We start from the raw sequence: 25336 nt of genomic DNA on the forward strand, positions 1-25336 counted from the left end.
CCAGTTCGGCGATACGGCTTTTAAGGTCGCCGGATGGAATTTGATAGACAGAACCGTAGAATTGAAGGTTTTCCCGTCCGGTCAGGTCGCGATAGAGGGAGAATTTCTGCGACATATAACCGATGCTCTGTTTGATTTGCTCACTTTCGGTGAAGATATTGTGACCGTTGACGGTGCCGGAGCCGGAGGTGGGGAGAAGTAAGCCGCAGAGCATCCGGATAGCGGTCGTTTTCCCGGCGCCATTGGCGCCAAGAAATCCGAAAATCTCCCCCTTCTCAACCGAAAGAGAGATTTCATCCACCGCTTTAAACTCGCCGAATTTGCGGGTCAGTTTATCTATGGTAACGGCGTATTCCATGAATTATCTCCCCATCAGTTGAATGAAGGTGTCTTCAAGGTCGGGTGGGATTTCGTGCAGGGCGCCTGGTTCGATGCCAATCGTCCCGAGCTGTCTCAGGTAATTTTCAAGAGAGTCATTTTCCCCGACATAAATATGCACCGAGGAGCCGAACCGCCGCGAACTCAGCCCGTCAATTTTGCCCAGTTTTTCCATCAGTTCATGTGTCGGAGTGACATCAGCGCGATAGGCTTTTCCGGAGAATAGACGGGGCAGTTCGGCGGGGGTTCCTTCGGCAAGTTTTTTCCCATCAAAGATAAAGATGGCGCGGTCGGAAAGCGCGACTTCATCCATATAGGGAGTAGAAACAATGATGGTGGAGCCATTATTCCGAAGTTCTTTCAGTATCTCCCAGAACTGACGTCGCGAAAGGGGGTCAACGCCGGTAGTCGGCTCATCGAGCATAAGGACTTTGGGGTCATGCACCAGAGCGCAGCTGAGCGCCAGCTTCTGTTTCATTCCGCCCGAAAGGGCGCCGGCGCGACGGTCATAAAAGGGACCAAGTCCCGAAAATTGATAGAGCTGCTTTTTCTTCTCGGCGAACTCTCTCTTTTTTATTCCGAACATGCCGGCGTAGAAGAAGAGATTCTCCTCGACGGAAAGGTCGGGATAAAGCGAAAAGCTCTGCGGCATATATCCCAGGTGTGGTTTGACTTTATCGAATTCTCGAGAGACGTCATATCCGGAAACGGAGATGGCGCCGCTATTGTAATGGAGAAGGCCACAGACGGAGCGAAAGATAGAGGTCTTGCCGGCGCCGTCGGGGCCGACCAGCGCCAGTATTTCACCCTCATTGGCGCTGAAGCTGAAATTATCGACGGCGGTGATTGAGCCGTATCGCTTGCTCAGATTTTCGACCACGACGACGTTCATCGTATCTTCGCCGCTACCGGCATCCCGATTTTGAGAGCGCCGTTCGGATTGGGAATCATGATTTTAACGGCATAGACCAGGTCGGCGCGGGCTTCCCTGGTCTGGACATTCTTGGGGGTGAATTCCGCTTCGGATGAAATCCAGGAGAGATATCCTTGCAGCGGTTCGGAGCGGCCATCTTCGGGGTCAACAAAGGCGGAGCTCCCCAGGGTGAAACGGGTCAGTTCCGAGGGCGGCAGATAGATTTTCACCCAGACGGTATCGAGTTTGGCGATACGAAGCAGTTGTTTGCCGGGGGCGACCAATTCGCCGGCTTCGACATACTTATTGACCACGATTCCGGATTGCGGTGATACCGGGAAGCAGTCGGAGAGCTGCTTTTTCAGGAGGTCGATAGAGGCCTCGGCGCGGGTCAATTCTGCCGCGGTGGCGTCATAAGCGGCGGCGGCCTGCTGGCGCGCCAATTGGGCCAGATTGAAGGCGGTTTCGGCTTTGTCATATTGCTGCTGATTGGCGGAGCCGCTCTTGATAAGGGCGGAAACACGCTCAAACTCCTTGCGGGCGAGCTCCAGATTCTGGTCGGCCTGCTCAATTGCGAGGGAGGCGGTGCGGAGACGGGTCGCCACTGTTTTTCTGACAGCCTCGGCTTCCTGCAGCCGGAGTCGGACTGTTACGGTATCGACAATGCCGATGGTATCGCCGGCGGCAATACTGTCCCCTTCCTCAAAGTAAAGAGCTTTCAACTGACCGGCGGTCTCGGCGGAGAAGGTGATTTCGGTCGCCTCGATAAGCCCGGAGCCGCCGGGGATATCGTTATCCTTGCTGCAGGAAGAGAGCAGGAAAGCCAGCGGCAATATGATGATTATAGAGAGACTGTTCTTACTCATTTGTGAATCCTCCGAAAATGCGGCTGTCGCCGGTGGCGTAAAGGTATTCTGATTCAGCCAGATAGTAATTTATGATTGAGACCTGGTATAACTGCTCGGCGGCGGTAAGTTCCGCTTCCAGTTCCAGAAGGCGATTGATGCTTATTTCGCCCGCTTTATGTTTTTCCTGGCCGAGTCGATATTTGCGGGTGGCAATATCGAACTCGGTTTTGGATATTTTGAAATTTTGATAGGCGCGCTGGAGATTGTTGCGCGCCAGGTCGGCTTGCAAGGTCAATTGCTCTTTGACCCTCTCGCGAGCCATCTGCGAGGAGAACATCGCCTGCCTGGCGGAGCGGGTGGTATGGATAGTCTTTCCCCCCAGATTGAACTCCCAGTTGAGGGACACCCCGGCATGGAAATAATCGTTCCACTCGGCGTTGAATAAATCACGGTTCGGTTTTCCGGCGGAGTACCCCAGATATCCGCTGACGGTCGGAAAGAGAGCGGCCCGGCTGATGCCAACCAGATGCTCCGAGGATTTTACGCGGCTATCGCTAAGTTTCAGTTCCGGACGAACGATTTCTGTTTTTTCCAGGCTTTTTGTCGGGAGTTCATCCGGAAGCGGTATTATCTCATCGGAGAGGATTTCGCTTTGGCGCTCCAGTCCGGTGACCTGCGCCAGCAGGGTGGAACTGTTGCGGAAAGCGGTCTCGCGCTCAATCAGGGTCTGCTTCCCTTTTTGATAAGCGAGGGAGGCATCGAGGATATCGACCGAATCGGCCATCCCGACAGCATGCAGATTATCGACGTCCTTCTGGATGATGCTGATTCTCTGAAGCGAGGCGTCGGCGGTCTTGACCAGATGCCCTGCTATGACAAAACCGAGATAAGCCTGCCGCGCGGTGTAAGCGACACGAAGCCGCTCGGCTTCCAGCCCATAGGCGCGCGAATTCAGAATTTCTTTCTGAATATTTATTTGGCTGGAGAGCCGACCTCCGGTATAAAGAGGCAGAGATAATTTGACGTCGGTCTGGTAATTCTCATGCGAGCCCAATTCTATGGCTCGCGTCGGAAGCAGTGAAACAGTCTGCAGTTCATCGATATAAAATGTGGCGGCATTCAGCGAGAGGACCGGGAATCGTCCGGCGCGTGCCGCCTGGTAATCGGAAGCGGCCGCGGCGGAATCGTAACGAGACGATTTCAGGCTGAAAGAATGCTCCTGCGACAGTTTGATAGCCTCTTCCAGCGTCAGTTTGACCTGCGCCTGGACCGTTGAGGCGGTCATCAGAAGTAATAGCGCTATGAAATATTTCATATTCAATATCCTACCGGGCAAGAAGGCCGTAGAGGAAAAGGTCGACCACTTCCTTCGCCCGCTGTTCGCGGAATTCCTGTTCATTTTTTATCTCCCAAACAGAATTGAGAATTGGCGCTGCCATATAGTAGAAGATGTTCATCCCGATGAAAGAGATAATGGCGTGGGTGCTGTCGCGGTCGCTGAACCGGCCGTGCTCTTTGCCGGTTTCGATGAGGTTGCGCAGGCGATGCGAGAGCCCCCGCTCCATTATTTCGGAAGTGAAGGCGGAGCGAAGCCTCTCCCCTCCTGAAGCGAGTTCGCGCAAGAATATCGGGATGAATTTCTGGCGCTGGTCAAAGATTCTTTGATAGAAGGTGGCAATCTTGCGCAACGCTTCCTCGATGGAGTCGCTTTCAATGACCACCTGCTCGACATAGGCGCCGATATGAGTCAGATGTTCCCGAATCACTTCCTGGTAGAGATTCTCTTTACTCCGGAAGTGGTAATAGATCATCGCCTTGTTGACTCCGGCGCTGGCTGCTATGCGGTCGACCCGAGAACCCTCGAATCCGAAGCGGGCGAATTCATCGCGGGCCGCCTCGAATATTTTTTGGGCGCTCTCTTTTTCGAGGGTTTTTTCGGTTTCGTGAGTCTGTTCTTTTTGCATCGTATTATCCAACTATTTAGTTTAACTATCCAGTTATTTAATTTATTATAACGGAAAAGTCAAGGGAAAAGTTCCAGAAAAACGTAATCAATTGTTAGATAATTAATTAACAGTAATTGTAGGCCGGCCGTTACTTTTCAGGGAGGCGAAAATCGGCCCGGACAGAACGCTTCAGGAGACGGAACCTAATCTTTCAAGAAGACTATTGTCGGTATCCAGAGTTGGGATGTCCGTTTGGTCAGGTCTATCAGGTCGGTTATCTTTTCGCGTGGCTCCCAGACCTTATTCATTGTTAGCGATTGGTTGACAGAGATTAACCCGGGGGCGAGCAAGAAATGTCCGCTCACTTCACCAAACTGATTCGCAAATGATATATCATTGAGTTCCGAGGCAATGGTCCAGTCGGATGGATATTTAATTGTAATCGTCTGTTTGTAGTTTTCTGAAAATGGGACCTTGACCGGATTGACTCTCAGTTCGGGCCTAATTCTCATCACCTCACCGCGGAGCGGGGAGAGGAGTCCGCTGGTCTGAAAGATAGCCTCATCGTCTCCTATACGGATAAGATTATCTATTGTATATTGAGCCTCCACAATAAGCGGTTCCTTTATTATTTCCAGATTGGAGATGTTGAAAGTGTCGATATCAACTTCACCGTCAGAATAAATGAAGTAATCGGAGACCGTTTTTCGAAGATCGCTCCCTTTCAGTCCCTGAAGAATCATCCTAATGAGCGCTGCCGGATAGCCCGAAACGGAAGTTTTCTCGGTCACGCTTACGGTTCCATCCTCGCGAAGCACAATCTCGGTCTCGCCTACAAGGAGGTTTTGCTTCGGGTCGCCGGCCGGCATATTTTTTATCCGCTGTGCAGATTCCTTTGAAATTATCAATGCCGGCTGTTCCTGAAGGTAATCGGGAATTACGTTATGAGGAAGAAAGTCGAGATTGGAGCAAATAACATAATTGAGGCTATCAGCGGTGGCATAAACCGCCGGTATACTGAATTGGTCGTAGGAATAGTAATCACTGTCAAAAGGTCCCTGCTCGGCGGTGTGTATCAGCACATACTCGGCGGCAATGCCGCTTACTTTCAGCATTTTCTCAGTCAATCCGATAATTTCCCAGTCGTTGCCCATCTTATCAGCCAGAATTTTGCGGTAATTTCCCTCTGCTCCGCTTCGCCCGCGTCTGATGTTCTTCTGAATGTAGGATACGATAGTATCGAGTCGGGCGGTTTCGGAAGCGGCATCTTTGGTAAGGTCGGCAACCAGAGCGGTGATTTCTTTCTTATACTTATCGGACTTTTCAAGCAGGGTTTTGCGAATATTCTCCGCGATATCATCCCAGTTTTTCGGTAATTTTGCCTTTTGCCCCATCATTTCTATGTCCGTGAAGCGAAAGCTGAGATACCTGCCGATTTCCCTAAAATAGGGAGAGTACGGTTCGTCGGGAAAAGCCGGAACATCTATTCCCTTATATCTAATAATCTGTTTGTGACTTTCCGGGTCGAATTCCAGGTTGTAAAGCGGCGCCAGGCTATCTCCCCCGACGGACTTAAATTCAATATTCCACCAGTCAGGAAAGGCATAAACGAATTTCAAAGTCTCGCAAGGGGCGCGAAACTGCAGCATGAATTCATTGTTGACGTCAATGGAAAGATATCCCGGGACGGAAAAGAGATAACCGAGCTCGACAGTGGTGCCTTTCACCACGGCAGGAAATATCAGGGTGTATTCATCTTCGTCGAAACTTCCCTTTCGTTTCTGGAGGTCATTGTTTCCAAACCGCCTGACGGTACCGTCAGGATTTTTTAACACGATATAGAGGTCTTTGGGCAAGAATCCAATAGTGAACCGCGTGATGTCCTCCGATTCCGGATTGAGAATAATATATTTATAGTGAATCACACATTGAAGGCTCCATTCTGACGCCAGTCCCAGGTTTTCTTTTACGCCGCTGTGGTCGTATGAAAGTTCACGGATTATATATATCAGGTCCTGGCCCGGGTATTTTTCCAGATATTTATTTAATTCATTTGTCGATATCGGCGCGGCGCTCTCATCCGGAAGCGCCAGGTTTGTGACTTTTCGCGAAACCGTGCAAGCCAGAAGCATGGCGACAGAAGTCGCCATCAGAACACCCAGTAATCTTCTCACAGTCGCCTCCTTATCAGAGTATAAATATTTGCCTTATTGTTGAAATACCCCCGACAGAAATCTATAAAAGCCTGTTTGCGGTCACCTGCAAGGACCGATGAGAATCGGCGATACTGGTAATCTATGCTAAGAACTCCTGAGGAATCTTCAGTTGCCCTCGAACTATAGAAGCAGGAATTATCCACCTCTATCATAAAAGAATCAGTCGGCGGAAGAAATTCGTCGGCGCCGAATTTGAGGGTAACTGCGGTATACTGGGGAGAACCAAAGTAGAGCGGAAAGGAGTCGTTTTCGCGTCTCAGAATTTTATTGTCGGCAATAATGATGCCGTTTTGAGGAAGAATAACTTTGTCCGGTGTGGCTCCCCGATAATTGGTCATGTCCGCATTGGCTTGGAATTTGACTACCTGCCCTCCGCTGTCAACCAGCTGAAATTCACTCAGGCCTATGCCTACGACTCTTTCAGATATCAGCGACGAGAGAAATTGGTCGCGATTCGAAGGTTGCAACTCCGCCAGAGATGAAATGGCAGACACGCCAAGGCTGTTTCGAAATGTTACGGAAGCCTGGCTGCTGTCAAGAAATCCCTCAGTCAGGTCGATGGTCAGTTCCAGCGACGGCAGAAGTGGGGGGAATTCTATTGCCAGAAATCTGGGGTTGTTATGATCGAGCACGAGCGCCTTCTTACCATAAAGGAAATCGGGAAGATAACCGAAAGATATGTTTTTCGCAGTTGGGTCAAAGAAGAGACGGCTGGTTGAATCCTCATAGTAACAGACCACATGATCAAAAAACCCGTAATAAATCATTTCTGTCTCCGGCCGGTATCTCGAGGAAACGAGCGCCAGGTCGACCTTAATACCCTCCCCAGCAGCAAGAACCTTCGCCAGGTAAGCGCGGTCCTTACAATCTCCATACATATTTTCGATAACAAGAGACGGAGCGTGGGGAAAGATAGCGTGGTCGTTCCGCAGGTCGGAGTAATAACGAATCTTCTTATGAACAAAGTCGTTTATTAACCGCAATTTATCGACATTCGAATTTGCAGTATCCAGTCCTTCGATTGAAATCCCGGCAAGCGTGCTCTCCGGCCGAACCAGTGAGTCTAACATCTTTTGATACCAACGGGATAATAATTCAGGAGTAGGGAGATTAAGCACTTCATTCCCCAATGTGACGCGGCAAAGAATAACGGCCAGGAGGTCGTTGAAGGGAAAATATTCTTTTTCTTCAATTCGTTTTAACGATGAAAACTCCAAGACTCTTCCGCCAACAGTGTCGGAGATGCGATAGGGAATTGCTCCCTGCGGAAAAGAGATTTCGAAATCGACCGAGATTTCTTTGGGATATTTGAAATGAAGAGAGACGCCCGCGATAGAATCGGCGTTAAATATGAATATTGGCGGGAAATTTTTTACGTCCTCGAAGATTTTGGAGAAACTGACCGAAAGAGTGTCTCCAACGGTCAAGCCGTCGGGCCATAATAGGGTATAAATTCGTGAATCCGTGAGGAAAACATCTTGCCGAGAGGCGTCTAGCACCATGATTTCGCGGTCTTTCTTCAGCGGTCTCCTATTGTGGGCAGCCTTCAGTCCGCTGATAGCGCCATAGGGGCCTTCCGGTACCGTTGTCATATATATTTTATTGCTCACCTTTTCGGCAAGTTTGGTGCGATACGAGGAGTTTATGGTCAGCTTGTATTCGTTTCCCCGTTTCCGATTTATTTTGAACTCATGTCTCTGCTTCTGAAAGGAACCGATTTCAAGCGATAAGAAATTACTTGATTGAGCGGAACAATCAGGAGACCAGAAAGACAGAAAAAAGAGAATTATGATAGCAAGCCTGGATGCCATAGCCACTCCCTGAACCTAATGTTTCATTATAATCAAAAGGGGCGATGATTCCAAATTCTAATTGAAGGCAGTTCAATGCAGAATCAATGATTTCATTTCAAATCGGGATAAGCGGGGGCTCTTTCGGAACTGCTCTTACCGGCATTTTTCGACTTGAATGGTCGAGTGGACAATGCCGAGGTCTTGCGGGAGCAAAGAACTATAATACTGCGGGTTTTTCGGATTTGAATCGAATATGACGATTTCGGCGGCGTAGATGTCGGGGCCGACGGCCCAGATATGCAGGTCGGAAATCCGGGCGTCAGATTCTGATTCGATGGCATCATGAATCATTTCATTTACTTGCGCCGGCACTTTCATATCGAGCAGGACGTGCCCCGAGGTGCGTAACAATCCCAGCGACCAGCGGGTGACCAGGGCGGCCCCGACCAGCCCCATAAAGGGGTCGAGCCATCGCTGACCGAAATATTTTCCCGCCAGCAAAGCTAAGATTGCCAGAAGAGAAGTTAGCGTATCGGCGAGAATATGAAGATATGCCGACCAGAGATTGTGGTCGGACTTAAGAAAGTGGTGGTGTTTTTCGTGGGCATGATGATGGTGCTCTGAATGAGAATGTTCCGAACCGTGGTGACTATCGGAATGACCACTCCCGCGCAGGATTAGAAGAGAGAAGCCATTGACCGCCAAGCCTATTATTGCCACCAGGATTGCCTGATTGAATTCGATTGGAACCGGGGAGAAGAATCGTTTGATACTTTCTATCGCCATAATCAGGGCAAAGACAATCAGGAGAATAGCGCTGGCAAAAGCGGCCAGTGAATTGACTTTACCGGTGCCGAAATTGAATCGTTTATCGGCAGCGTGCCGTCGGGTATAGAAATAAGCAAAAGCGGTAATCGCCAGGGCGGAGGCATGGGAGCCCATATGAAGGCCATCGGCCAGAAGCGCCATAGAGCCATAGATAATACCGGCGGTGATTTCGACCGCCATAGTGACGGCGGTGATAATGATGACGACCATGGTCCGTTTTTCGCCGGCGCGGGGAATTTCCTGCCCGAAGGTATGACTGTGGCGAAATGGCTCTATAGATTTAGTGTGCATAGAAGTGTTAAATAGAAGTCTCAGTATTTTTTACGGGCGGCATAGGCGAAAAAGAGGAAATATTTGCGCCACTGTTCATCGGTGGAGCGATATTGATTCTCGCCCATGAAACTATCAAGGAGGACCTCCTTGAGGCGGACCAGTTCACGCAAGCGGCGACGATTCCCGGGGTCATCTATGGTCAAATAAAGAAGTTCCAGAGCGCGCTCGAAAGCCATCTGAGAATAGGCGGCATTCTCTTTTTTCTTCCAGTTTATAGCCCGCTCAATTTCGCTCCCGATATGGCCCATCTGCTCGGCGAAACCAAGTTCCCGCCATCGTCCGGCGGCCAATTCCTGGTGCTGGAATTTCATCGCCTGACCTTGCGGGCAACAGTTTGAACGATTTTCTCCCTTATATCAGGATTTTCGACATCACGGCTCCGGTTTCCCTGCCAGGGTCGGATATTTATCAGAGAATCAAATTCTATGAATTCTGACTCAGGCAGCTCAGGATAGAGATTAATTCCCCAGAGGTCAGGCTGCCTGGAACCGTCCTCTATCAAGATATGCTCCAGGTCAGAGTGAAGCTCGGAGTCAAGAGCCAACAGGTCACGCTCAACGTCTACAACCGCTTTGACCAGGCTCCCAAAAGTGGCGCTAGACATTTCTCTCAGGTCTTTCAGGTCGATCGAATTTCTGACAATTCTCATGGCACCAATGGCGATTCCAATCTTTTTATCCTGCTGGATGCCAGATTACTTGAAAACAGAGGGAATGTCAAGACAGTCGTTTGTTGGCGGCGGGCGACCCGGTGATTAACATCGGCTGATGAAGTCAAGACCGAACTGAGTTTTTCAGGAATCGGCCGATGCCTCTTTTCTTTATCTGGCGTTCTTTGGACATGGCTTCGGCTCGATCGGCGCAGGGAATCGCCAGAATCAGTTTCCAAGCTCCTTTGAATCTCTTGGTGGTTTTCGTGGTGGTATAGTTGGGATTATTGTGCTGGCTGATTCGTCGGTCTAAATCATTGGTTGAACCGCAGTAGTATCGACCAGACGATGCACTCTGAATTATGTATGTCCAGAAGGGCATTAGAGGTGAAGGCTGTCTGAAATCAAGCTCCTCCGGCCCGCCACGGCGGGCGACCCGGTGATTAATCCCGCCAGCGGCGGGACTCTACCAGCTGAGCTACTATCTGGAATAAAAAGCTCCCCCGGCAGGACTCGAACCTGCGACCCGGTGATTAACAGTCACCTGCTCTACCAGCTGAGCTACAGGGGAGTAACTCACTATTTATCTTGTCACCCTGCGGCCCGGTGATTAATCCCGCCGGTGGCGGGACTCTACCAGCTGAGCTACAGGGGAGTAACTCACTATTTATCTTGTCATCCTGCGGCCCGGTGATTAATCCCGCTTGCGGCGGGACTCTACCAGCTGAGCTACAGGGGAGTAATGTTCGTACTCCGCAAAGGCTAGGACTTTGCTTGCCTCGTTATCACAGTTGTCTTGTCCGGGCGGAACAAGCACCAACGAAAACTATGAGGCGCCGTCTTGCTTTATAATATCGTCAATGAGCAAAAAAAATCGCCAACGGCGGGTCAATTATAATCGATTTTCATCGATTGTCAAGGCGATTTAATGCCCTTTCAAAACGAGCCGCTGCGAACATCGGGAGACTGCTTTGTGCCGATTTTCATCTATGAAAATCGCCTTTGCCGCGATATATTGTTGCGGTATGCTGATGTTTGTGCGCCGCAAGGAATGGTTGTAAATGGAGCCGGGGAGCAGCGACCTTCGCTTTTTCAAAGTGATCCTCAGTTCTATTGCCGACGGTGTCTTTACTGTCGATAGCGAAAGGATTATTACCTCATTCAATCCGGCGGCGGAGCGGATTACCGGTATAGCAGCCTCAAAAGCAATTGGCCGTCGATGTTATGAGGTTTTTCATTCCGATATATGCGAGCATGGCTGTCTTCTGGAAAGGACTCTTCGGACCGGAGTGGAATCGATCGACCAGCCGGTGAATATTATAAACAGTAGCGGCGATACCATTCCGATAAGCATTTCGACGGCGGTTCTTCGGGATGACGACGGCAAAGTACTCGGCGCCGTGGAGACTTTCCGCGACCTTTCCGCCATTGAGCATCTGCGAAAAGAACTCTGGAAGAACTACTCCTTTGAAGATATCATTTCCAAGAGCCCGATAATTCACAAACTGTTTTCGATACTTCCCGATGTCGCCGAGAGTGAGAGCACGGTTTTGATACAGGGGCCCTCCGGCTCCGGCAAGGAACTTTTCGCCCGGGCGATTCATAATCTCAGCCCGCGAAAAAAGGGCAATTATGTAGTGATAAACTGCGGGACACTTCCTCCGCAGTTATTCGAATCGGAGCTGTTTGGGTATGTTAAGGGGGCTTTCACTGATGCCAAGAAAGACAAAGCCGGCAAGCTGGCCATGGCGCAGGAAGGGACCGTTTTCTTTGATGAAATCGGGGAACTGCCACTGTCCACGCAGGTAAAGTTGCTCCGGCTTCTCCAGCAACGGGAGTATGAGCCGGTCGGCAGCACCAAAGCTGTCAATGCCGATATCAGAATTGTCGCCGCTACCAACAAAGACCTGCGGGAGCTGGTGGCGCAAGGGAAATTCCGCGATGACCTCTATTTCCGTCTGGCGGTGGTCAAATTTGACCTGCCGCAGCTGACGTCCCGACGAGAAGATATTCCTTATCTGGTTGACCATTTTATCAAGCGAAACAATGCCCGCCGCGGCAAGAATATTGTCAGTGTCAGCCCGGAGGTTATGAATATTTTGATGCGCTATGATTTTCCGGGGAATATTCGTGAATTGGAGAATATTATAGAGTATGCCTTTGTTATCTGTCGCGGCAGCATAATACACCCGGAGCATCTTCCGACCGAATTGAACGGGGCTGAGCAGCCGATTCCCCCCGTGGCGGTATCTGATAGAACACCGCTATTGCAGGCGATTGATGAGCAGAGCCGGATTGAAAGTGCGTTGCGGCAGTTCAAGGGACATCAGGGAAAGACGGCGGCGGCTCTGGGAATCGAGCGGACAACTCTCTGGCGTAAACTCAAAAGATATAATATCGACCCCCAAAAATATCGCGAATCCTGAATCAGAATTGTTGCACAAATGTTGATTGATGCAACATTATTTGCCTGAATTCAATATCTAATGTTGCACCAAATGCAATATTTCTATTTTCGCTTGAAGCATAACCTTTTGGGTCATAGCGCATTAACATAGCCTAATCAATTCGGCACGATTTTTCATATAGATTTTATGTATGAAATTGACCGTTGCCGTTCCGAAATATGGTGATGAAATCGCCCCTTGCTTTGAAAGCGCCGGGAAATTCCTGGTAGTCGAAGCCAGAGGCGGCATTATCCTCAGTCGGGCGCTTTATGAATGCATCGGTTGTGAAGGGTTTGAGCGGGTGCGGCTGTTGCGGAAACTGGAGGTTAACAGTCTAATCTGTGACGGCATCAAGAGTTTCTACCATGACCTGTTGCGCTCCCAGGGGATAACAGTCTATCGAAATATCACTCAACCGATTGAGGAAGCGCTTCTCCTATGCTTGAAGGGGAAACTGCGCGCGGATGAAGACTCCGAAGAATGCGCTCTGGAGAAATCCAAAATTCCTCTAAAAGATCTGCTCTGCTGGACCAAAGACCTGTTTCGGAGTCACGGTTATCATATCGGTAAGGCGGCGAGTTCAGCCCCGTTTCCCATCGATTTGATTGCAGAGATTCGCTGTCCGGTCTGTCATAAGCCGGTGCGGGTGGCGGTCTGTTGCGGGAGCCATACTTATCGATTTGAGCAGGAACTGACCCTGTTTCATCGGGTTGCATCAGCCGACTTTCATGCCCAGGTTTATATCTATCCAGCCAATCCCAGGGCGGTTCAGATCTGTGATGAGTATGGAATTGAGTTGATTGAGCCCGGTACCGAACTGGGGCTTCCATCAAAGAAGCAGAAACGAATTCCACTCTTACGTCTTCCGGTCAGCGGACACGAGAAGGCATCGGGAAAGAAGAAAGATATCGCGATTTCTCCGCGAAAGAGGCTGCAATAGGACTTCCATAATAAAAGAAATAGAGTCAACTGGAGATAGAATGAACAAGAACAGAGCAACTGAAGAAGAACGAACCCGGGCGCTGAAACCGACCAAGAAACCGGAGGTAATGGAGAGGCAGAGGCTGCCGGTTCGTTACCATGTGGAAGATTACGATGTCGCCGACCGTCCGCGCCGGTTCCTGGAAGCATTTGCCGTCATTCTGAGGCACTCCAATTACCGTTTTGCCCTGGAGCATTTTATCCGGATGAGCGCCAAGTGTTCCCGCTGCTCGGTGCAGTGCCAGGTATATCTGGCATCGGGCGATTTGAAAGATATTCCCTGCTACCGCTCGGAACTGCTGCTGGGGGTTTATCGTCGTCATTTCACCATGGGAGGGATGTTGAAAGGAAGAGTTCTGGGTGATTCCGGTCTGACTGATGAGATGATAGAAGAGATGGCCGAATCATTTTGGAACTGCACGGCCTGTCGGCGCTGCAGTATCGAATGTCCGGCCGGTATCGACCATGGTCTCATTACCCATCTGGGAAGGTACATCTTGAGTGAGATAGGGATTGCTCCGCGGGCGCTGGTGGTGAGCGTGAGGGAGCAGTTGGAAGGGAAGACCGGCAATACCTCCGCTATACCGGTGCCGGCTCTTCTGGATACGCTCGAGTTCCTTCAGGATGATATGCGGGAGACCAAAGGGGTGGAGATAGAATTCCCGCTCGACGTTGAGGGGTGCGATTATGTTTTCTTTCCGGCGGTCAGCGATTACCTGATGGAAGCGGACACGTTAATGGGCATTGCGGCTGTCTTTGCTGCGACGGGCGATTCCTGGACAACCGGAACCGGATATTTTGACGGCATCAATTACGGTCTTTTTTACAGCGACCGGATGCTGGAGCGGATAGTCAAGAAAGTCCATGCCGAAGCGGAAAGGCTTAAAGGGAAAAATATCCTGATAGGCGAATGCGGGCATGCTTCCCGTTCCGCCAAGTATTTTGTGCCGACCTATTGCGGTGGCGAGAAGGCGCTTCCGGTCATAAATATAATGGAATATACTTACGGCGCTCTAACAGAGGGGCGTTTCCGGCTCGACCCGAACATTGTTACCGAGAAGGTTGCCTATCATGACCCCTGCAATATTGCCCGGCAGGGATGGATAATTGACCAGCCGCGGGAAATACTGAAGGCGTTCTGCAAGAATTATGTTGAGATGGAGCCGCACGGGGAGAATAATATCTGTTGCGGCGGCGGCGGCGGTACGGTCTCCATAGATGAGATTCGACCTTATCGCACCACTATCGCGGGCAAAGTTAAAGCGGAACAGATAAGAGGTTCGGGGTGCAAGTATCTGGTCGCGCCCTGCGCCAACTGCAAAAAGCAGCTGCGGGAACTGGTCGAGGACCAGAAGATTGACTGCGAAGTGGTCGGCTTGCACGACCTGATTTATAAAGCGATAATTTTAGAGAATAAGAACTGATGAAATAGCGAGGAGATAGTGCAGACCTTATTGGAATTGGCTCAAGGACCATTGTTTCGACTGACCTTCGCCATTATGGCGCTGGGGCTGCTGCGGATTTTTATACTCGATATCTGGGGGGCGATCGAAGCGTACCGGAAAGCGGGGGATAAGAACATTCCCTGGAAGCAGGCTATCAAGAAAACTCTGGGATGGTTGTTCCCGGTCAGGAAAGCCTTCGGGAGTCGTCCTGTTTACAGCCTTTTATCTATTCTCTTTCATACAGGCTTAATACTGGTGCCGATATTTCTCTTCGCCCATGTTGAGTTATGGAAAAGCGGAACCGGCCTTGGCTGGATAACTCTACCCAAGAGTTGGGCGGATTATCTTACCCTGAGCACGATAATTTTCGGGCTGGCGTTGTTTTTCGGGAGAATCGCGGTCAGAGCCGCGTCATTTTTGAGCCGCAAACAGGATTATCTCTGGCCGTTAATTTTAATCGTTCCCTTTATCACCGGTTATATCTGCGCCCATGCCGGAGTGACGCCAGCCGGATATCGTTTTTACATGCTGATTCATATACTCTCGGCGGAGTTGATATTTGTGCTGCTTCCGTTCACCAAGATTGCGCACTGTGTGCTTATGCCATTGTCGCAGTTGGTGGCGACGCTGGCGTGGAGATTCCCACCTGATACTGATGAGCCGGTTGCAATATCCTTGAACAAAAAGGGAGTTCCTGTATGAAAGCGATACTGACCGATGTTACCAAATGTATCGGCTGTCTGGAATGTGTCTCTGCCTGCAAGTCAGCCAATCGGCTGCCGATGGATATTCCGAGACTGTGGCAGAAAAACGACGGTCTTTCGGCGTACAATTGGACTTCGATATTGCCCAAGCCGCTTCCGCGGGAGGCCGGCAATGGGGGACAGCGATTCCGCTATATAAGGAAGCAGTGCCGTCACTGCCTTGAGCCGGCTTGCGCCTCGGCCTGCCCGGTGGGAGCGCTGCATCAGACAGCGCCGGGGGCGGTCGTTTATGACAGCGAAAAATGCCTCGGCTGTCGCTATTGCATGATGGCCTGCCCGTATGGAATCCCCCGCTACGATTGGGAGAGCCCGGTGCCGTATGTGCGGAAATGTATTCTCTGCTTTGAGAGGGTTAGCGAAGGAAAAGAGCCGGCTTGCACCGAAGTCTGTCCGACAAAGGCGACCATATTCGGGGAGCGGGAAGCGCTTATTCGGGAGGCGCATGAGCGTATCAAGAGCAATCCGGGGAAATATATCGACAAGGTCTTTGGCGAACATGAGGTCGGAGGGACCGCGGTACTCTATATCTCTGATATTGACCTCGATTTCCTGGCGTATAAATCTAACCTGGGGAGCAGACCTCTGCCGCAGACAACGGCGGCGGCGATGAAATCGGTGCCGGTGGCGTTTGTCGGGATGGGGGCATTTATGTATGGTCTGCACTGGATTATCAAACGAAGAACGGAACGGAAAGAGAATCCGGAACAACCGGAGGGGAAAATATGAAAAGAGTGCAAACCACCAAGTTAATCCTCTGGTTAGTAGTCGGGTTTGCCGCCGCGGTCGGGATTACCCGTTTTCTTTACGGCCTGGGCGTCACTACCAATCTGAATGATGCTACGCCCTGGGGACTCTGGATCGGTTTCGATGTTATGGCTGGTGTGGCGCTTGCGGCAGGGGGATTTGTCATCACTGCCATTGTCTATATAATGAAGCGAGAAGAGTTTCGACCCATAGTCAAGCCGGCTGTCCTTACCGCCTTCCTCGGATATATAGCGGTGATTATCAGCCTTCTTTTTGACCTGGGACTCCCCTGGAATATCTGGCATATGTTAGTATTCTGGAATCCTCATTCCCCACTGTTTGAAGTCGGCTGGTGTGTGATGTTATATACGACGGTGCTCTTGCTGGAATTCAGTCCTGTCCCGCTGGAAGCGAGCAGTCGGTACGCTAAAATCCGAACCTTTCTGCTCCGATTCCGCTTTCCCCTGGTAATGCTGGGGATTATGCTCTCCACATTGCATCAGTCATCGCTGGGCTCGCTCTTTTTGATTATGCCGTACAAATCGTATCCGCTCTGGTATTCCGATATTCTTCCGATACTTTTTTTCATTTCGGCGGTGGCGCTGGGACTTATGATGATTACTCTGGAAAGCCTGGCGACCAGTCACCTGTATCGGCGGCATGCCGAGACAGAACTTCTCTCCAAGCTTGCCGGGGCCTCGGTTTGGGTGCTTTCCGTTTACCTTTTGGTGAAACTGTCGGATATTGTTATCGCGGGAGAGTCAAATCTGATTTTCAACGGCAGTTGGGAGAGTACTCTTTTTATTGTGGAGATATTGATGGGGGTTCTGGGGCCGATAGTAATCTTCTCTATCCCTCAGTTTCGGCAGAGTCAAAAGTGGCTCTGGGCAGGTTCGATTATGGTAGTCTTCGGTATGGTCTTCAATCGAATAAATGTAGGCGGCTTGACCATGATGGGGATAACCGGCGACAGCTATTTTCCATCCTGGATGGAGATATCAATCAGCGCCGGGGTGCTTTCCGCCGCGGTGCTTCTCTTTCTTTTCGCGGTGGAGAAATTCCATGTCTGGGAAACGTCGCCTCGTCATCCGGAAGCGGAACCGACCAGCCGCCCCCATTTTGACCGAGCGTCGCAGGTCTGGCTGGGGGCACCATCGGTTGCGGGAAGAACTAAATACTCCCTGGCGTTTCTTTTCAGTTTTGCCGTGGCGGTGGCGATTATTCCGGGGAATGATATTAATAGCAAAGGGGCGGTGTCGGTGCCTACCATGGCGGCGCGAGGAGGGGACACGTTGTATATCGACGGCAACCGCGACCTTTATGGAGTCGCATTCAAACATGAAATGCATATTTCGCAGAACGGGCAGAAACAGTCCTGCGCGCTTTGTCATCATATGAATATTCCGATGGATAAACAGAGCGGTTGTTATCGCTGTCATAAGTTGATGTATCAGGAATCGGATGCTTTCGGACACCAGTGGCATAGTTCTCCCCAGGGCGGCAATATTGCCTGCGTACAGTGCCATGAGGAAGGACAGGAGAGAATGGCGGTATCGGCAAAGAAGTGCGACCGTTGTCACCGGGACCTGCTTCCCGAGGGAGCCAGAATCAAATACGAGCGGAATATTGCCCCATCCTATGTCGATGCCATGCATCGCCTCTGTGTCGATTGCCATAAAGAGAAAGCCCTGACGTTAGAGGGAAAAGAAGATTTGGCGCGATGTGCCCGGTGTCATGAAACGGTGCCGCCTGAATATATGAGTCCCGAGGCGCCGGTTTTCGGAAACAAACCGTATTTCAACCGGGTGATGATGCCGGGGGCGGAAAGTTTGCTGAAAGCGGATGATTGATATGACCCCGGAAGAATTGATTACGGAGGAACTTAAGAAGTCCCTCGACAGCCGTCTGCTGGAGATAATACCGTTCAATGTGACAATAATCGACCGGCAGTATCGGATAATTCGCGCCAACGGTCGTTTTGAAGGCGCCTTTGGCGAATGGCGCGGGAAATACTGCTATGAGGCATATAAAGGGCGCCGCGAGCCATGCGTCAATTGTCGGGCGATGAAATCTTTTGATGATGGTCGGGAGCGGGTAATGGATGAAGTGGGACTGGACCGCAGGGGTCATCGGGCGCATTATCTCTGCCATATTGCGCCGATATGTCGGGAAGAAGGGGAGGTTTCCTTTATACTGGGGATGTCGCACGATATTACCGAAAGTAAAGACCGGGAACGGGAGTATGATATATTTTTCGAGCGCGTCCCCTGTTACATAACAATTATCGACCGGGACTACAAAATCATCCGAGCCAATAATCTTTTTAAGGAGACTTTCGGCAATCCGATAGGGGAATACTGCTACAAGATATATAAGCGGCGCTCCAGCCGATGCCCCCGGTGTCCGGCGGCGAAGAGTTTTGCCGACCACGGCACCCATTCCGCCGAACAGGTCGGAGTCACCAGAAAGGGGCGGACGGCGCATTATGTCGTAACCACGTCACCGTTGACTCGCGACGAAGAGGAGATTCAGCATGTCATTGAAATCTCGACCGATGTGACTGAAATGAAGATGCTGGAAAAAGAGATGCTGGAGGCGGAACGTCTGGCGGCGGTAGGCCAGACAGTCGCGGGACTGGCGCACAGTATCAAGAATATCCTGATGGGGTTGGAAGGGGGCAAGTATATTGTCAGTGTCGGGCTCAAAAAGAACCAGCCGGAAATGATTTCACAGGGGTGGGAAATGCTGGAGCGGAATTTTGACAAGACGACGTCGCTGGTCAAGGATTTTCTCAATTTCGCCAAAGGACAGCGTCCCGAAGTCCGGATGAGCGACCCCCGGGCGCTGGTGGCGGAAATAGTTGACCTCTATAAAGAAGTCGCCGCCAAAGCCGGTATTGAGTTGAAAGGGGAACTTGACCGGGATGTCAAGCCGGCACCGCTTGACCCGAAAGGGATTCATACCTGCCTGACCAATCTGGTTTCAAATGCGATTGACGCCTGCCAGTTAAGCGAGCGTACCGACCGGATGGTCAGTATAAGAACCTTTGATGAGAAAGGGAGACTTGTTTTTGAAGTGGACGACAATGGTATGGGAATGGACTGTGAAATCAAGCGGAAGATATTCACCACCTTTTTCACTACGAAAGGGGGTGGGGGAACCGGCCTGGGGCTTTTGACGACGCGGAAAATCGTTCAGGAGCATGGGGGGATTATTGATGTGAAATCGCGAAGGGGCAAAGGAGCCCGTTTTCGCATTGAACTGCCGCGCAAGCGACTGCAGCAACTTCTGGATGGGTCGAACGCCGCTCAGGCAGAGAATGAAAATACTCCAGTAAAGGAGAGTTCATGAATAATAAACTGGATAAGACAGTGCTTCTTGTTGACGATGAAGCCGATGTTCGCGCCTTTCTTTCGGTCGCCCTGCGGGAAGCCGGTTTCAATGTCGAAATCGCCTGCGATGGAAATGAGGCGTTGGAAAAAGTGAAAAGAAACAAGCCGGATATTATTTCGCTTGATTTGGTGATGCCGGGGAAATCGGGGGTTATGTTTCATCGGGAACTGGTTCGGAACAAAGAATGGGCGAAAATCCCGATTATCATTGTTACCGGTCATGCGCGGGATGAAATCGGCAAAGCCGACCTGAAAGAGCTGACCATGTCCGGTCCGGGAATTTATCTGGAGAAACCGGTCAAGCCGGATAACTATATAGCGGCTATCAAGAGAATACTGGGGATGGAGATTTCCGGAGCGGAGAAGGAAGCGGCGGAAACAGTGGAGTTACAGAACAAACTCAAGAATCTGGTGGACCGGGCTGACCCGGAAACTTTGAGGAGATTGAAAGAGCTCCTCTCGGGGAACGAGGATGAGTGAATGACATTATGCGCAGTTATGAAAGGATGTAGAGTATGGCAAAGAAAGTTCTGATAATCGACGATGAGGCGGATATTCAGACGTTTCTGATGACGCTTCTGAAGGAGCATGGGTATGAAACGATGGCGGCATCGGACGGCGAAAAAGGATGGGAGGCTCTAAAGGTTTTCCGTCCCGATTTGATAACGCTGGATATCATTATGCCGAAGGAGACCGGTCAGAAATTTTACCGGAGACTGGTCAAGGATTCCGAATTCAAAGATATCCCGGTAATCATATTGAGCGGGGTAACACGGTATAAAGAGTTGTTCGGGCGGGACCATGCCACCATGCCGAAGCCGTACGCTTTTGTCGAGAAACCGATTGTGCCGGAGGAGCTGATTGCCCTGATAGAGGAAGCGCTCGGTGCCCGAAAGAAATCCAAAGCGGCTCGGTGAATCGAAGCACCCAGCCGCTCTGGGGTAACGAACCTCTTCTGATTATAAGGAGGGAAATTTATTTATGCCGGTGGTCACACCCCAGTTCGGGATGGTTGACCAGTTCTCCTTTCAGATAAAGAGCGGCCGCCTGCTCGCAGTCGGTGATTTCGGTGATGACTGCCTCGATACCGGCCTCTGCCAGGTCGTTGTAGATTCTTCGCCCCATCCCGTGCGAAATAACCGCGGCGCAGTCGCGCAAAGCGGCAAGAATCGGGGCGTGACTGTGATGGTTGGAGCCATGTTCTTCCAATCCCAGGGCATGGCCGGTGAACAGATTGGGGCGAAATTCCTCTGTCAGAATCTGACCGTTGTGAGCAGTGAATATGATAAAGCCGCCGGCTCGTCCAAAATGAGAGGCGATATTCCTGCGGTCGTCAGTGGCTACGGCTATCTTCATTTTTTTTCAACCTCTTTTCGGTAATTTTCAGATGATGTTCGCCGCCTTCGCGAACGAGTTTGGCGCCGCATTTGGAGCATTTTTCTTCGATACAGGGAAGATTGGGATAATGTCCCTTGCGGAATCCGCACCTGGGACAGACACAGAACCCGCCCGGTCCCAAGCCGGGCTCTCCGTTCCCGGTCATCTTTCCCATCGCCCGCCACCTCCCTGACCGTGTCTTCCGCCGCCGCGACCGCCTCCACCGCCACGGGCATGGCCGCGGTCTGATTCGGCTCGATGGAAATTGGCGCTTTGACATTGGGGACAGGCGGCGGGACGTCCGCCACCATATGCCACCTGCCACTGATGTCCGCAGGCGGCGCATTTGAACTTTCTTTCTACCGCCATTTCTACAGTACCTCCTTCGATTCGGAGCGCTTTGCCTTCCACCAGCGCCGCGGCGATTTTCTTATGAGCCGAATCCAGGACGCGGCCAAAGGTGGCGCGCGAGATGTTCATTTTCGCCGCAGCATCTTCCTGGTATAAACCGTCGCGGTCAGCCAGTCGCACCGCTTCCAACTCATCAACCGTCAGGACGACCTCATCAAGGGCGGTCAGGGGAACTCCGCGGGGTTTAAAATAGCAGACTTTGGGGGCGCCGTGAACTCGCCGGGCGCATTGCGGACGGGGCATTATAAACACTCCTTTCTCAGGTATTATGAGCATATGCTCATAATTTGTCAAGGACTTTTTTTGCGCCAGACGGGAAATGGGCGGTTCTGCCGGCAGGAAGATTTATTATATTATTGGCGCAGGCTTGATTAGCTCGCTCCGTATTAACTATACTGTCACAAGCAAGGAAGCAAAGGATGCGGTCAGCTATCACCGGTTGTTTGGCTCTGTGGGCTATTTTGATGCTGCTGGAAAGCGGAACCAGCGCGGAAGAGCTGAGATATCATCCTGATGGACTTTTGGGGCGTCCCAGTCTTCATATTACCGGGCAATATAGTTCAGTCACGGCGCTGAAGGGGACCGCTTATGTTGACCGGCAGTATCTCGGTGTCGGTTTCAGGATTCCGGTAATCGGGCAGCTGACGGTCGGAGGGAATTATTGCGCCCTGATTGAAGACTCGGTGGTTCACTCTTATTGCTTTAAGTTTTCTTACTATGCGGCTAATCCGCTTATAGACCGGGGGAAGACGAACCCGGATGGTCCAGTGGGGAGTCCGGTTTTGCTGGCTCTGGCAGGGGGGTATTTCCCGGACCGGAATCCAGGGAAGCAGCGGTTTCTTGCCGGACTGGAAGCGATTTATCCGCTTACCCCCCGTTTTTCAGTAGCGGTTGGCGGAAAATATTATGAAGAGGACTCGCCAAGGCTGGTCGATAACTTTTACGGTCGAATAGCCTGGTATCTGAAGTCGTATGAGACAGAGACTGTTTACAGTAATCCGGATGGTCCGGAGGGGGCGCCGTCGTTTCTGATAACCGGCGGCGGCTCGAAGCATGGAGTTTTCGGGCAGTTTGATATTATCTTTCCGCTGGAGCCGAAGATGACGTTGGCGCTTTATATTAAAGGGGAGAGGGTGCCCGTGCCATATTTTCGCGCGGCCTCAGCCGGATTTTATGTCAATTACTATCCGGGTGACCGGAATTGATGCCTCTTACTGATATAGTTGGCAGTTGGCGCAGATGACTGTCACGGACAGACCGGGGCGGGGCATGACTTGTAGAGAAAACAGACCAATCTGGTCACGTCAAGAATATTGATTCTACCGTTACTGTCGGCATCGGCCTCCTGAAAGCAGTCCGCAGGCGCTCCTCCTTTAAACAGGTATCCCAGGATTGAAGTGATATCCAGGATATTGACGACGTCATCATTGTTGAAATCACCGGCACGATTACAACATCCTGTTTTCCAGTTCAGAATATGAAAACCGAACCGCGAAGAGACAGATATGGTCGTTGGAGCGAGTGTCACATCCCAGATGATTCCGGGCATCTCATAGACCGCGACCGACTCGGGAGAGTCAGGATTGGATAAGTCCACAAAGTAGAGGCCATCGGGATTGCCCAAAATGTAAGAGTAAACACCGCAAGCGGCCCAGTTCTGATAAAGGCTGATGCTCAGAAGCATCCGCCAGGGGAAATCCAGATTTCCGGATAAGCGGGGATGCTCCGGGTCGTCGATGCTGACAATTGAGAGGGCGCCGGTGGCCGCCAGCCAGTCCCCCCGGGCAAGATATGCCCGGTCAGCAGAGATAGCCGCATCGGAAACAAAAGGAGCGAAGAATGAACCGCGCAAAACAGGGAAAGTGGGAGCGCTGATATCGACCACCCCTATGGAATCGTTCGGCAGGTTTAATATGCAGAGATTGTCTGCCAATTCAATATAGGTGGAAAATCCTGCCGGGTAAGTTGCGGCCGGGATGGGGTGAAACGGGTCGCTGATATCATAAACCGCCAGGGGAGAAACAAAGAGATATTCGCCAACCAGTTCCAAGTCATATCCATGACTGGCCGGCAGGATGACACTGTCTCTGAGGGTCGGAGCGGTTTCATCAGAAATATCCAGAATATATAAAAGGGAATTGCTGGTTCCGGACAGGCGATGCCCGGAGAGGTATCCGATCTGGTCTTTGACCACCGCCGAGCGGCCGTAAAAGTCGGGCAAGCGAGTTCTTCCGATAATCCGGGGAGAGCCGGGATTACTGATATCGGCAATTCCGAATCCTATACCTGCCAGATAAGCGCGGTCGCCGACAACGGTATGACTCCAGTTCTCCATAGCCATATGAGCGCCCAGCAGGGACGGTTCGTTGTTATTTGAAATATCGATAAATTCTATACCTGTCATGCCTTCACAGACTATCGCAAGGGAATCTTGAAGGCTGATGGCGGAGCAGTTAGAAAATGTCTTGAAGGAGCTTGTAATGGTGACAGCCGGCGGAGCGGAGAGGTCAAGGATGACCAGCCCGCTGTCAAGGTCGTTATATGGATTTTCTAAAATTACATAGGCGGTTGAGTCTTTGATTTTAACATCGACAGGGTGTTCGGTCGGGCTGTATGAATTTATCAAAGAGGGGGAGCCGTTGTCATCGATACTTATGAAAAGGACCGAGTTTTCTGTCGTGGCGGTCATGAGGCATGCCAGGAACCGGTCGCCACTGACATTGATTCCCTCCACGTTTGTCTGCATTCCTCCCGCTCTCCTTGGAGACCGGGGGTTGCTGAGGTCGAGCACCTCAAAGTACTGAGATTCGCCGACGTAAGCGAGAGTGTCATCAATACAAATATCATATCCTGGCATAGATAATCGAAAGCTGCCTTCAAGAAAGGGGGCTTTGGGGTCTGCGACATTTATGATCTGCAGGTCAAAGCCTCCGTCAGTTAACAGAAGATAATTTCCGGTTGCGGCTATAGCGCCAAAGGTGGGCGTATCGTAATGGCCGGTAACAGCAGGTGATGTTGGAACGGTAATATCGATTACGCTCATGCCAAAGTCGCCGTTTAAGACATAGGCGAAATTTCCCTCGAGAGCGATTTCGCCTACCTGTTCCGGCAGGGGAATTTGAGCGACTACGACCGGCGTGCTCCTGCTGGAAATATCGAGCACCACAAAGCCATAGCGCAAGGAGCAAAAGGCATAGGCGCCCCGGATTTCGACGCCAATAACATCAGTCCAGAGCGCTCCCGATTCGGTGATTTCGACCTGCGCCGATCCGCCTGGCGTCAAAAAGATGCCGCACAGAAAGAGACAACCCAAAAATCGTATAATGGATGCCGACATTGCGATTCCTCCCGTGCTCTGGAACTTATGGTATGGCGGCGAAGTACGGCTGAGAAGCTATATCATCGAGGAAATACTCTATAATAAAATATGGGGGAAGGGATTATCTGTCAAGGAGAATTGGGCGGTCTTCTGTGTTTGAGAGCGAACGGAGGGAACGGTGATGAGTGAGGCAGTTCCCGCATAGATATGCGTTAGAGTCAGGGTCTGTCACTACTTTAGTATTACGTTTCGGAGTAAGCGGATGGGACGGGGCTCTCTGCGAGGGACCCTGATAGAGATGGACTGGCTTCTGATACGAAAAGATGCTGGTATGTATAAGCGGTATCTTCGGATTGAGAAGAGTTCTCACTGCCGTCAAGACCGTGAAGACGCCTGCCCGCCGTGGCGGGGGAATCCAGAAACTGGAATCTTTATTCCGTCAGGTGGGACACCTGACGGCGCTGGAAAATAGAGGTTGTCAAAACCCCAAGCCGCTTGACAGAATTTATAACATTATTGCTGATGCAATAATGTTATAGTCGAAACCGCAAG

At 51.0% G+C, this 25336-nt stretch carries 26 protein-coding genes and 1 tRNA gene; 11 read left to right on the forward strand and 16 right to left on the reverse strand.

The window, feature by feature from the left end:
• The 12 genes from AB1690_07535 to AB1690_07590 form a co-directional block, all read right to left on the reverse strand.
• On the reverse strand, nt 1-358 hold a 358-nt coding region (locus AB1690_07535; GenBank protein MEW6015159.1), incomplete at its 3' end, for an ABC transporter ATP-binding protein.
• 3 nt (nt 359-361) lie between these two features.
• Nucleotides 362-1270 carry an ABC transporter ATP-binding protein gene (locus AB1690_07540; protein MEW6015160.1) on the reverse strand — a complete coding sequence of 303 codons (909 nt, stop codon included), beginning with the start codon at nt 1268-1270 and terminating at the stop codon, nt 362-364.
• Nucleotides 1267-2157: an efflux RND transporter periplasmic adaptor subunit gene (locus tag AB1690_07545; protein MEW6015161.1), complete on the reverse strand. Its 891-nt coding sequence runs from the start codon at nt 2155-2157 to the stop codon at nt 1267-1269. Before AB1690_07545 ends, AB1690_07540 begins: the two co-directional genes overlap by 4 nt.
• Complete coding sequence (locus AB1690_07550) at nt 2150-3454, reverse strand: TolC family protein (GenBank protein ID MEW6015162.1); 1305 nt, start codon at nt 3452-3454, stop codon at nt 2150-2152. Before AB1690_07550 ends, AB1690_07545 begins: the two co-directional genes overlap by 8 nt.
• Nucleotides 3455-3464: 10 nt before the next feature.
• Nucleotides 3465-4103 carry a TetR/AcrR family transcriptional regulator gene (locus tag AB1690_07555; protein MEW6015163.1) on the reverse strand — a complete coding sequence of 213 codons (639 nt, stop codon included), beginning with the start codon at nt 4101-4103 and terminating at the stop codon, nt 3465-3467.
• A 185-nt stretch (nt 4104-4288) separates the two neighbouring features.
• Nucleotides 4289-6259: a hypothetical protein gene (locus AB1690_07560; protein ID MEW6015164.1), complete on the reverse strand. Its 1971-nt coding sequence runs from the start codon at nt 6257-6259 to the stop codon at nt 4289-4291.
• A complete protein-coding gene (locus AB1690_07565) occupies nt 6256-8112 on the reverse strand; it encodes a hypothetical protein (GenBank protein MEW6015165.1) in 1857 nt (618 codons plus the stop codon). Before AB1690_07565 ends, AB1690_07560 begins: the two co-directional genes overlap by 4 nt.
• A gap of 135 nt (nt 8113-8247) precedes the next feature.
• Nucleotides 8248-9213: a CDF family Co(II)/Ni(II) efflux transporter DmeF gene (gene dmeF / locus AB1690_07570; protein ID MEW6015166.1), complete on the reverse strand. Its 966-nt coding sequence runs from the start codon at nt 9211-9213 to the stop codon at nt 8248-8250.
• Nucleotides 9214-9233: 20 nt separating this feature from the next.
• Nucleotides 9234-9566 carry a hypothetical protein gene (locus AB1690_07575; GenBank protein MEW6015167.1) on the reverse strand — a complete coding sequence of 111 codons (333 nt, stop codon included), beginning with the start codon at nt 9564-9566 and terminating at the stop codon, nt 9234-9236.
• On the reverse strand, nt 9563-9904 hold the full coding sequence (locus AB1690_07580) for a DUF5674 family protein (GenBank protein MEW6015168.1): 342 nt from the start codon (nt 9902-9904) through the stop codon (nt 9563-9565). Before AB1690_07580 ends, AB1690_07575 begins: the two co-directional genes overlap by 4 nt.
• A gap of 124 nt (nt 9905-10028) precedes the next feature.
• On the reverse strand, nt 10029-10286 hold the full coding sequence (locus AB1690_07585) for a GIY-YIG nuclease family protein (GenBank protein MEW6015169.1): 258 nt from the start codon (nt 10284-10286) through the stop codon (nt 10029-10031).
• A 116-nt stretch (nt 10287-10402) separates the two neighbouring features.
• Nucleotides 10403-10475, reverse strand: a tRNA-Asn gene (locus tag AB1690_07590).
• A gap of 490 nt (nt 10476-10965) precedes the next feature.
• Here AB1690_07590 and AB1690_07595 point away from each other — a divergent pair.
• The 9 genes from AB1690_07595 (at nt 10966) to AB1690_07635 (ending at nt 20594) form a co-directional block, all read left to right on the forward strand.
• Nucleotides 10966-12330: a sigma 54-interacting transcriptional regulator gene (locus tag AB1690_07595; GenBank protein MEW6015170.1), complete on the forward strand. Its 1365-nt coding sequence runs from the start codon at nt 10966-10968 to the stop codon at nt 12328-12330.
• Between the two features lie 172 nt (nt 12331-12502).
• Nucleotides 12503-13291, forward strand: a complete 789-nt coding sequence (locus AB1690_07600) for a hypothetical protein (protein ID MEW6015171.1) — start codon at nt 12503-12505, stop codon at nt 13289-13291.
• A gap of 40 nt (nt 13292-13331) precedes the next feature.
• Nucleotides 13332-14756, forward strand: a complete 1425-nt coding sequence (locus AB1690_07605) for a (Fe-S)-binding protein (protein MEW6015172.1) — start codon at nt 13332-13334, stop codon at nt 14754-14756.
• A gap of 18 nt (nt 14757-14774) precedes the next feature.
• Nucleotides 14775-15479 (forward strand): hypothetical protein, encoded by a 705-nt coding sequence (locus AB1690_07610; GenBank protein ID MEW6015173.1) that lies wholly within the window; start codon nt 14775-14777, stop codon nt 15477-15479.
• Nucleotides 15476-16267, forward strand: a complete 792-nt coding sequence (locus AB1690_07615; GenBank protein ID MEW6015174.1) for a 4Fe-4S dicluster domain-containing protein — start codon at nt 15476-15478, stop codon at nt 16265-16267. The genes AB1690_07610 and AB1690_07615 overlap by 4 nt, the downstream gene beginning before the upstream one ends.
• On the forward strand, nt 16264-18135 hold the full coding sequence (gene nrfD, locus AB1690_07620) for an NrfD/PsrC family molybdoenzyme membrane anchor subunit (GenBank protein ID MEW6015175.1): 1872 nt from the start codon (nt 16264-16266) through the stop codon (nt 18133-18135). Before AB1690_07615 ends, nrfD begins: the two co-directional genes overlap by 4 nt.
• Nucleotide 18136: 1 nt before the next feature.
• On the forward strand, nt 18137-19636 hold the full coding sequence (locus tag AB1690_07625; GenBank protein ID MEW6015176.1) for a PAS domain-containing protein: 1500 nt from the start codon (nt 18137-18139) through the stop codon (nt 19634-19636).
• Nucleotides 19633-20157 (forward strand): response regulator, encoded by a 525-nt coding sequence (locus tag AB1690_07630; protein ID MEW6015177.1) that lies wholly within the window; start codon nt 19633-19635, stop codon nt 20155-20157. Before AB1690_07625 ends, AB1690_07630 begins: the two co-directional genes overlap by 4 nt.
• A gap of 35 nt (nt 20158-20192) precedes the next feature.
• The gene (locus AB1690_07635; protein MEW6015178.1) at nt 20193-20594 is read left to right on the forward strand and encodes a response regulator; all 402 of its coding nucleotides are present in this window, start codon (nt 20193-20195) and stop codon (nt 20592-20594) included.
• A 58-nt stretch (nt 20595-20652) separates the two neighbouring features.
• On the opposite strand, the gene AB1690_07640 is transcribed toward AB1690_07635, so the two are convergent.
• The 3 genes from AB1690_07640 to AB1690_07650 are packed head-to-tail and all read right to left on the reverse strand — an operon-like array spanning nt 20653 to nt 21708.
• Nucleotides 20653-21033 carry a NifB/NifX family molybdenum-iron cluster-binding protein gene (locus AB1690_07640; protein MEW6015179.1) on the reverse strand — a complete coding sequence of 127 codons (381 nt, stop codon included), beginning with the start codon at nt 21031-21033 and terminating at the stop codon, nt 20653-20655.
• A complete protein-coding gene (locus AB1690_07645) occupies nt 21011-21229 on the reverse strand; it encodes a ferredoxin (GenBank protein ID MEW6015180.1) in 219 nt (72 codons plus the stop codon). The genes AB1690_07640 and AB1690_07645 overlap by 23 nt, the downstream gene beginning before the upstream one ends.
• A complete protein-coding gene (locus tag AB1690_07650; GenBank protein ID MEW6015181.1) occupies nt 21217-21708 on the reverse strand; it encodes a DUF134 domain-containing protein in 492 nt (163 codons plus the stop codon). The genes AB1690_07645 and AB1690_07650 overlap by 13 nt, the downstream gene beginning before the upstream one ends.
• A 176-nt stretch (nt 21709-21884) precedes the next feature.
• On the opposite strand from AB1690_07650, the gene AB1690_07655 reads away from it, so the two are divergent.
• Nucleotides 21885-22670: a hypothetical protein gene (locus AB1690_07655; GenBank protein ID MEW6015182.1), complete on the forward strand. Its 786-nt coding sequence runs from the start codon at nt 21885-21887 to the stop codon at nt 22668-22670.
• A 41-nt stretch (nt 22671-22711) separates the two neighbouring features.
• On the opposite strand, the gene AB1690_07660 is transcribed toward AB1690_07655, so the two are convergent.
• Entirely contained in the window at nt 22712-24802 is a 2091-nt protein-coding gene (locus tag AB1690_07660) for a dockerin type I domain-containing protein (protein ID MEW6015183.1), read from the reverse strand.
• Nucleotides 24803-25107: 305 nt separating this feature from the next.
• On the opposite strand from AB1690_07660, the gene AB1690_07665 reads away from it, so the two are divergent.
• A complete protein-coding gene (locus tag AB1690_07665; protein ID MEW6015184.1) occupies nt 25108-25323 on the forward strand; it encodes a hypothetical protein in 216 nt (71 codons plus the stop codon).
• Nucleotides 25324-25336 lie beyond the last annotated feature (13 nt).

Source organism: Candidatus Zixiibacteriota bacterium, from assembly GCA_040753495.1.
GTDB lineage: Bacteria > Zixibacteria > MSB-5A5 > GN15 > PGXB01 > DYGG01.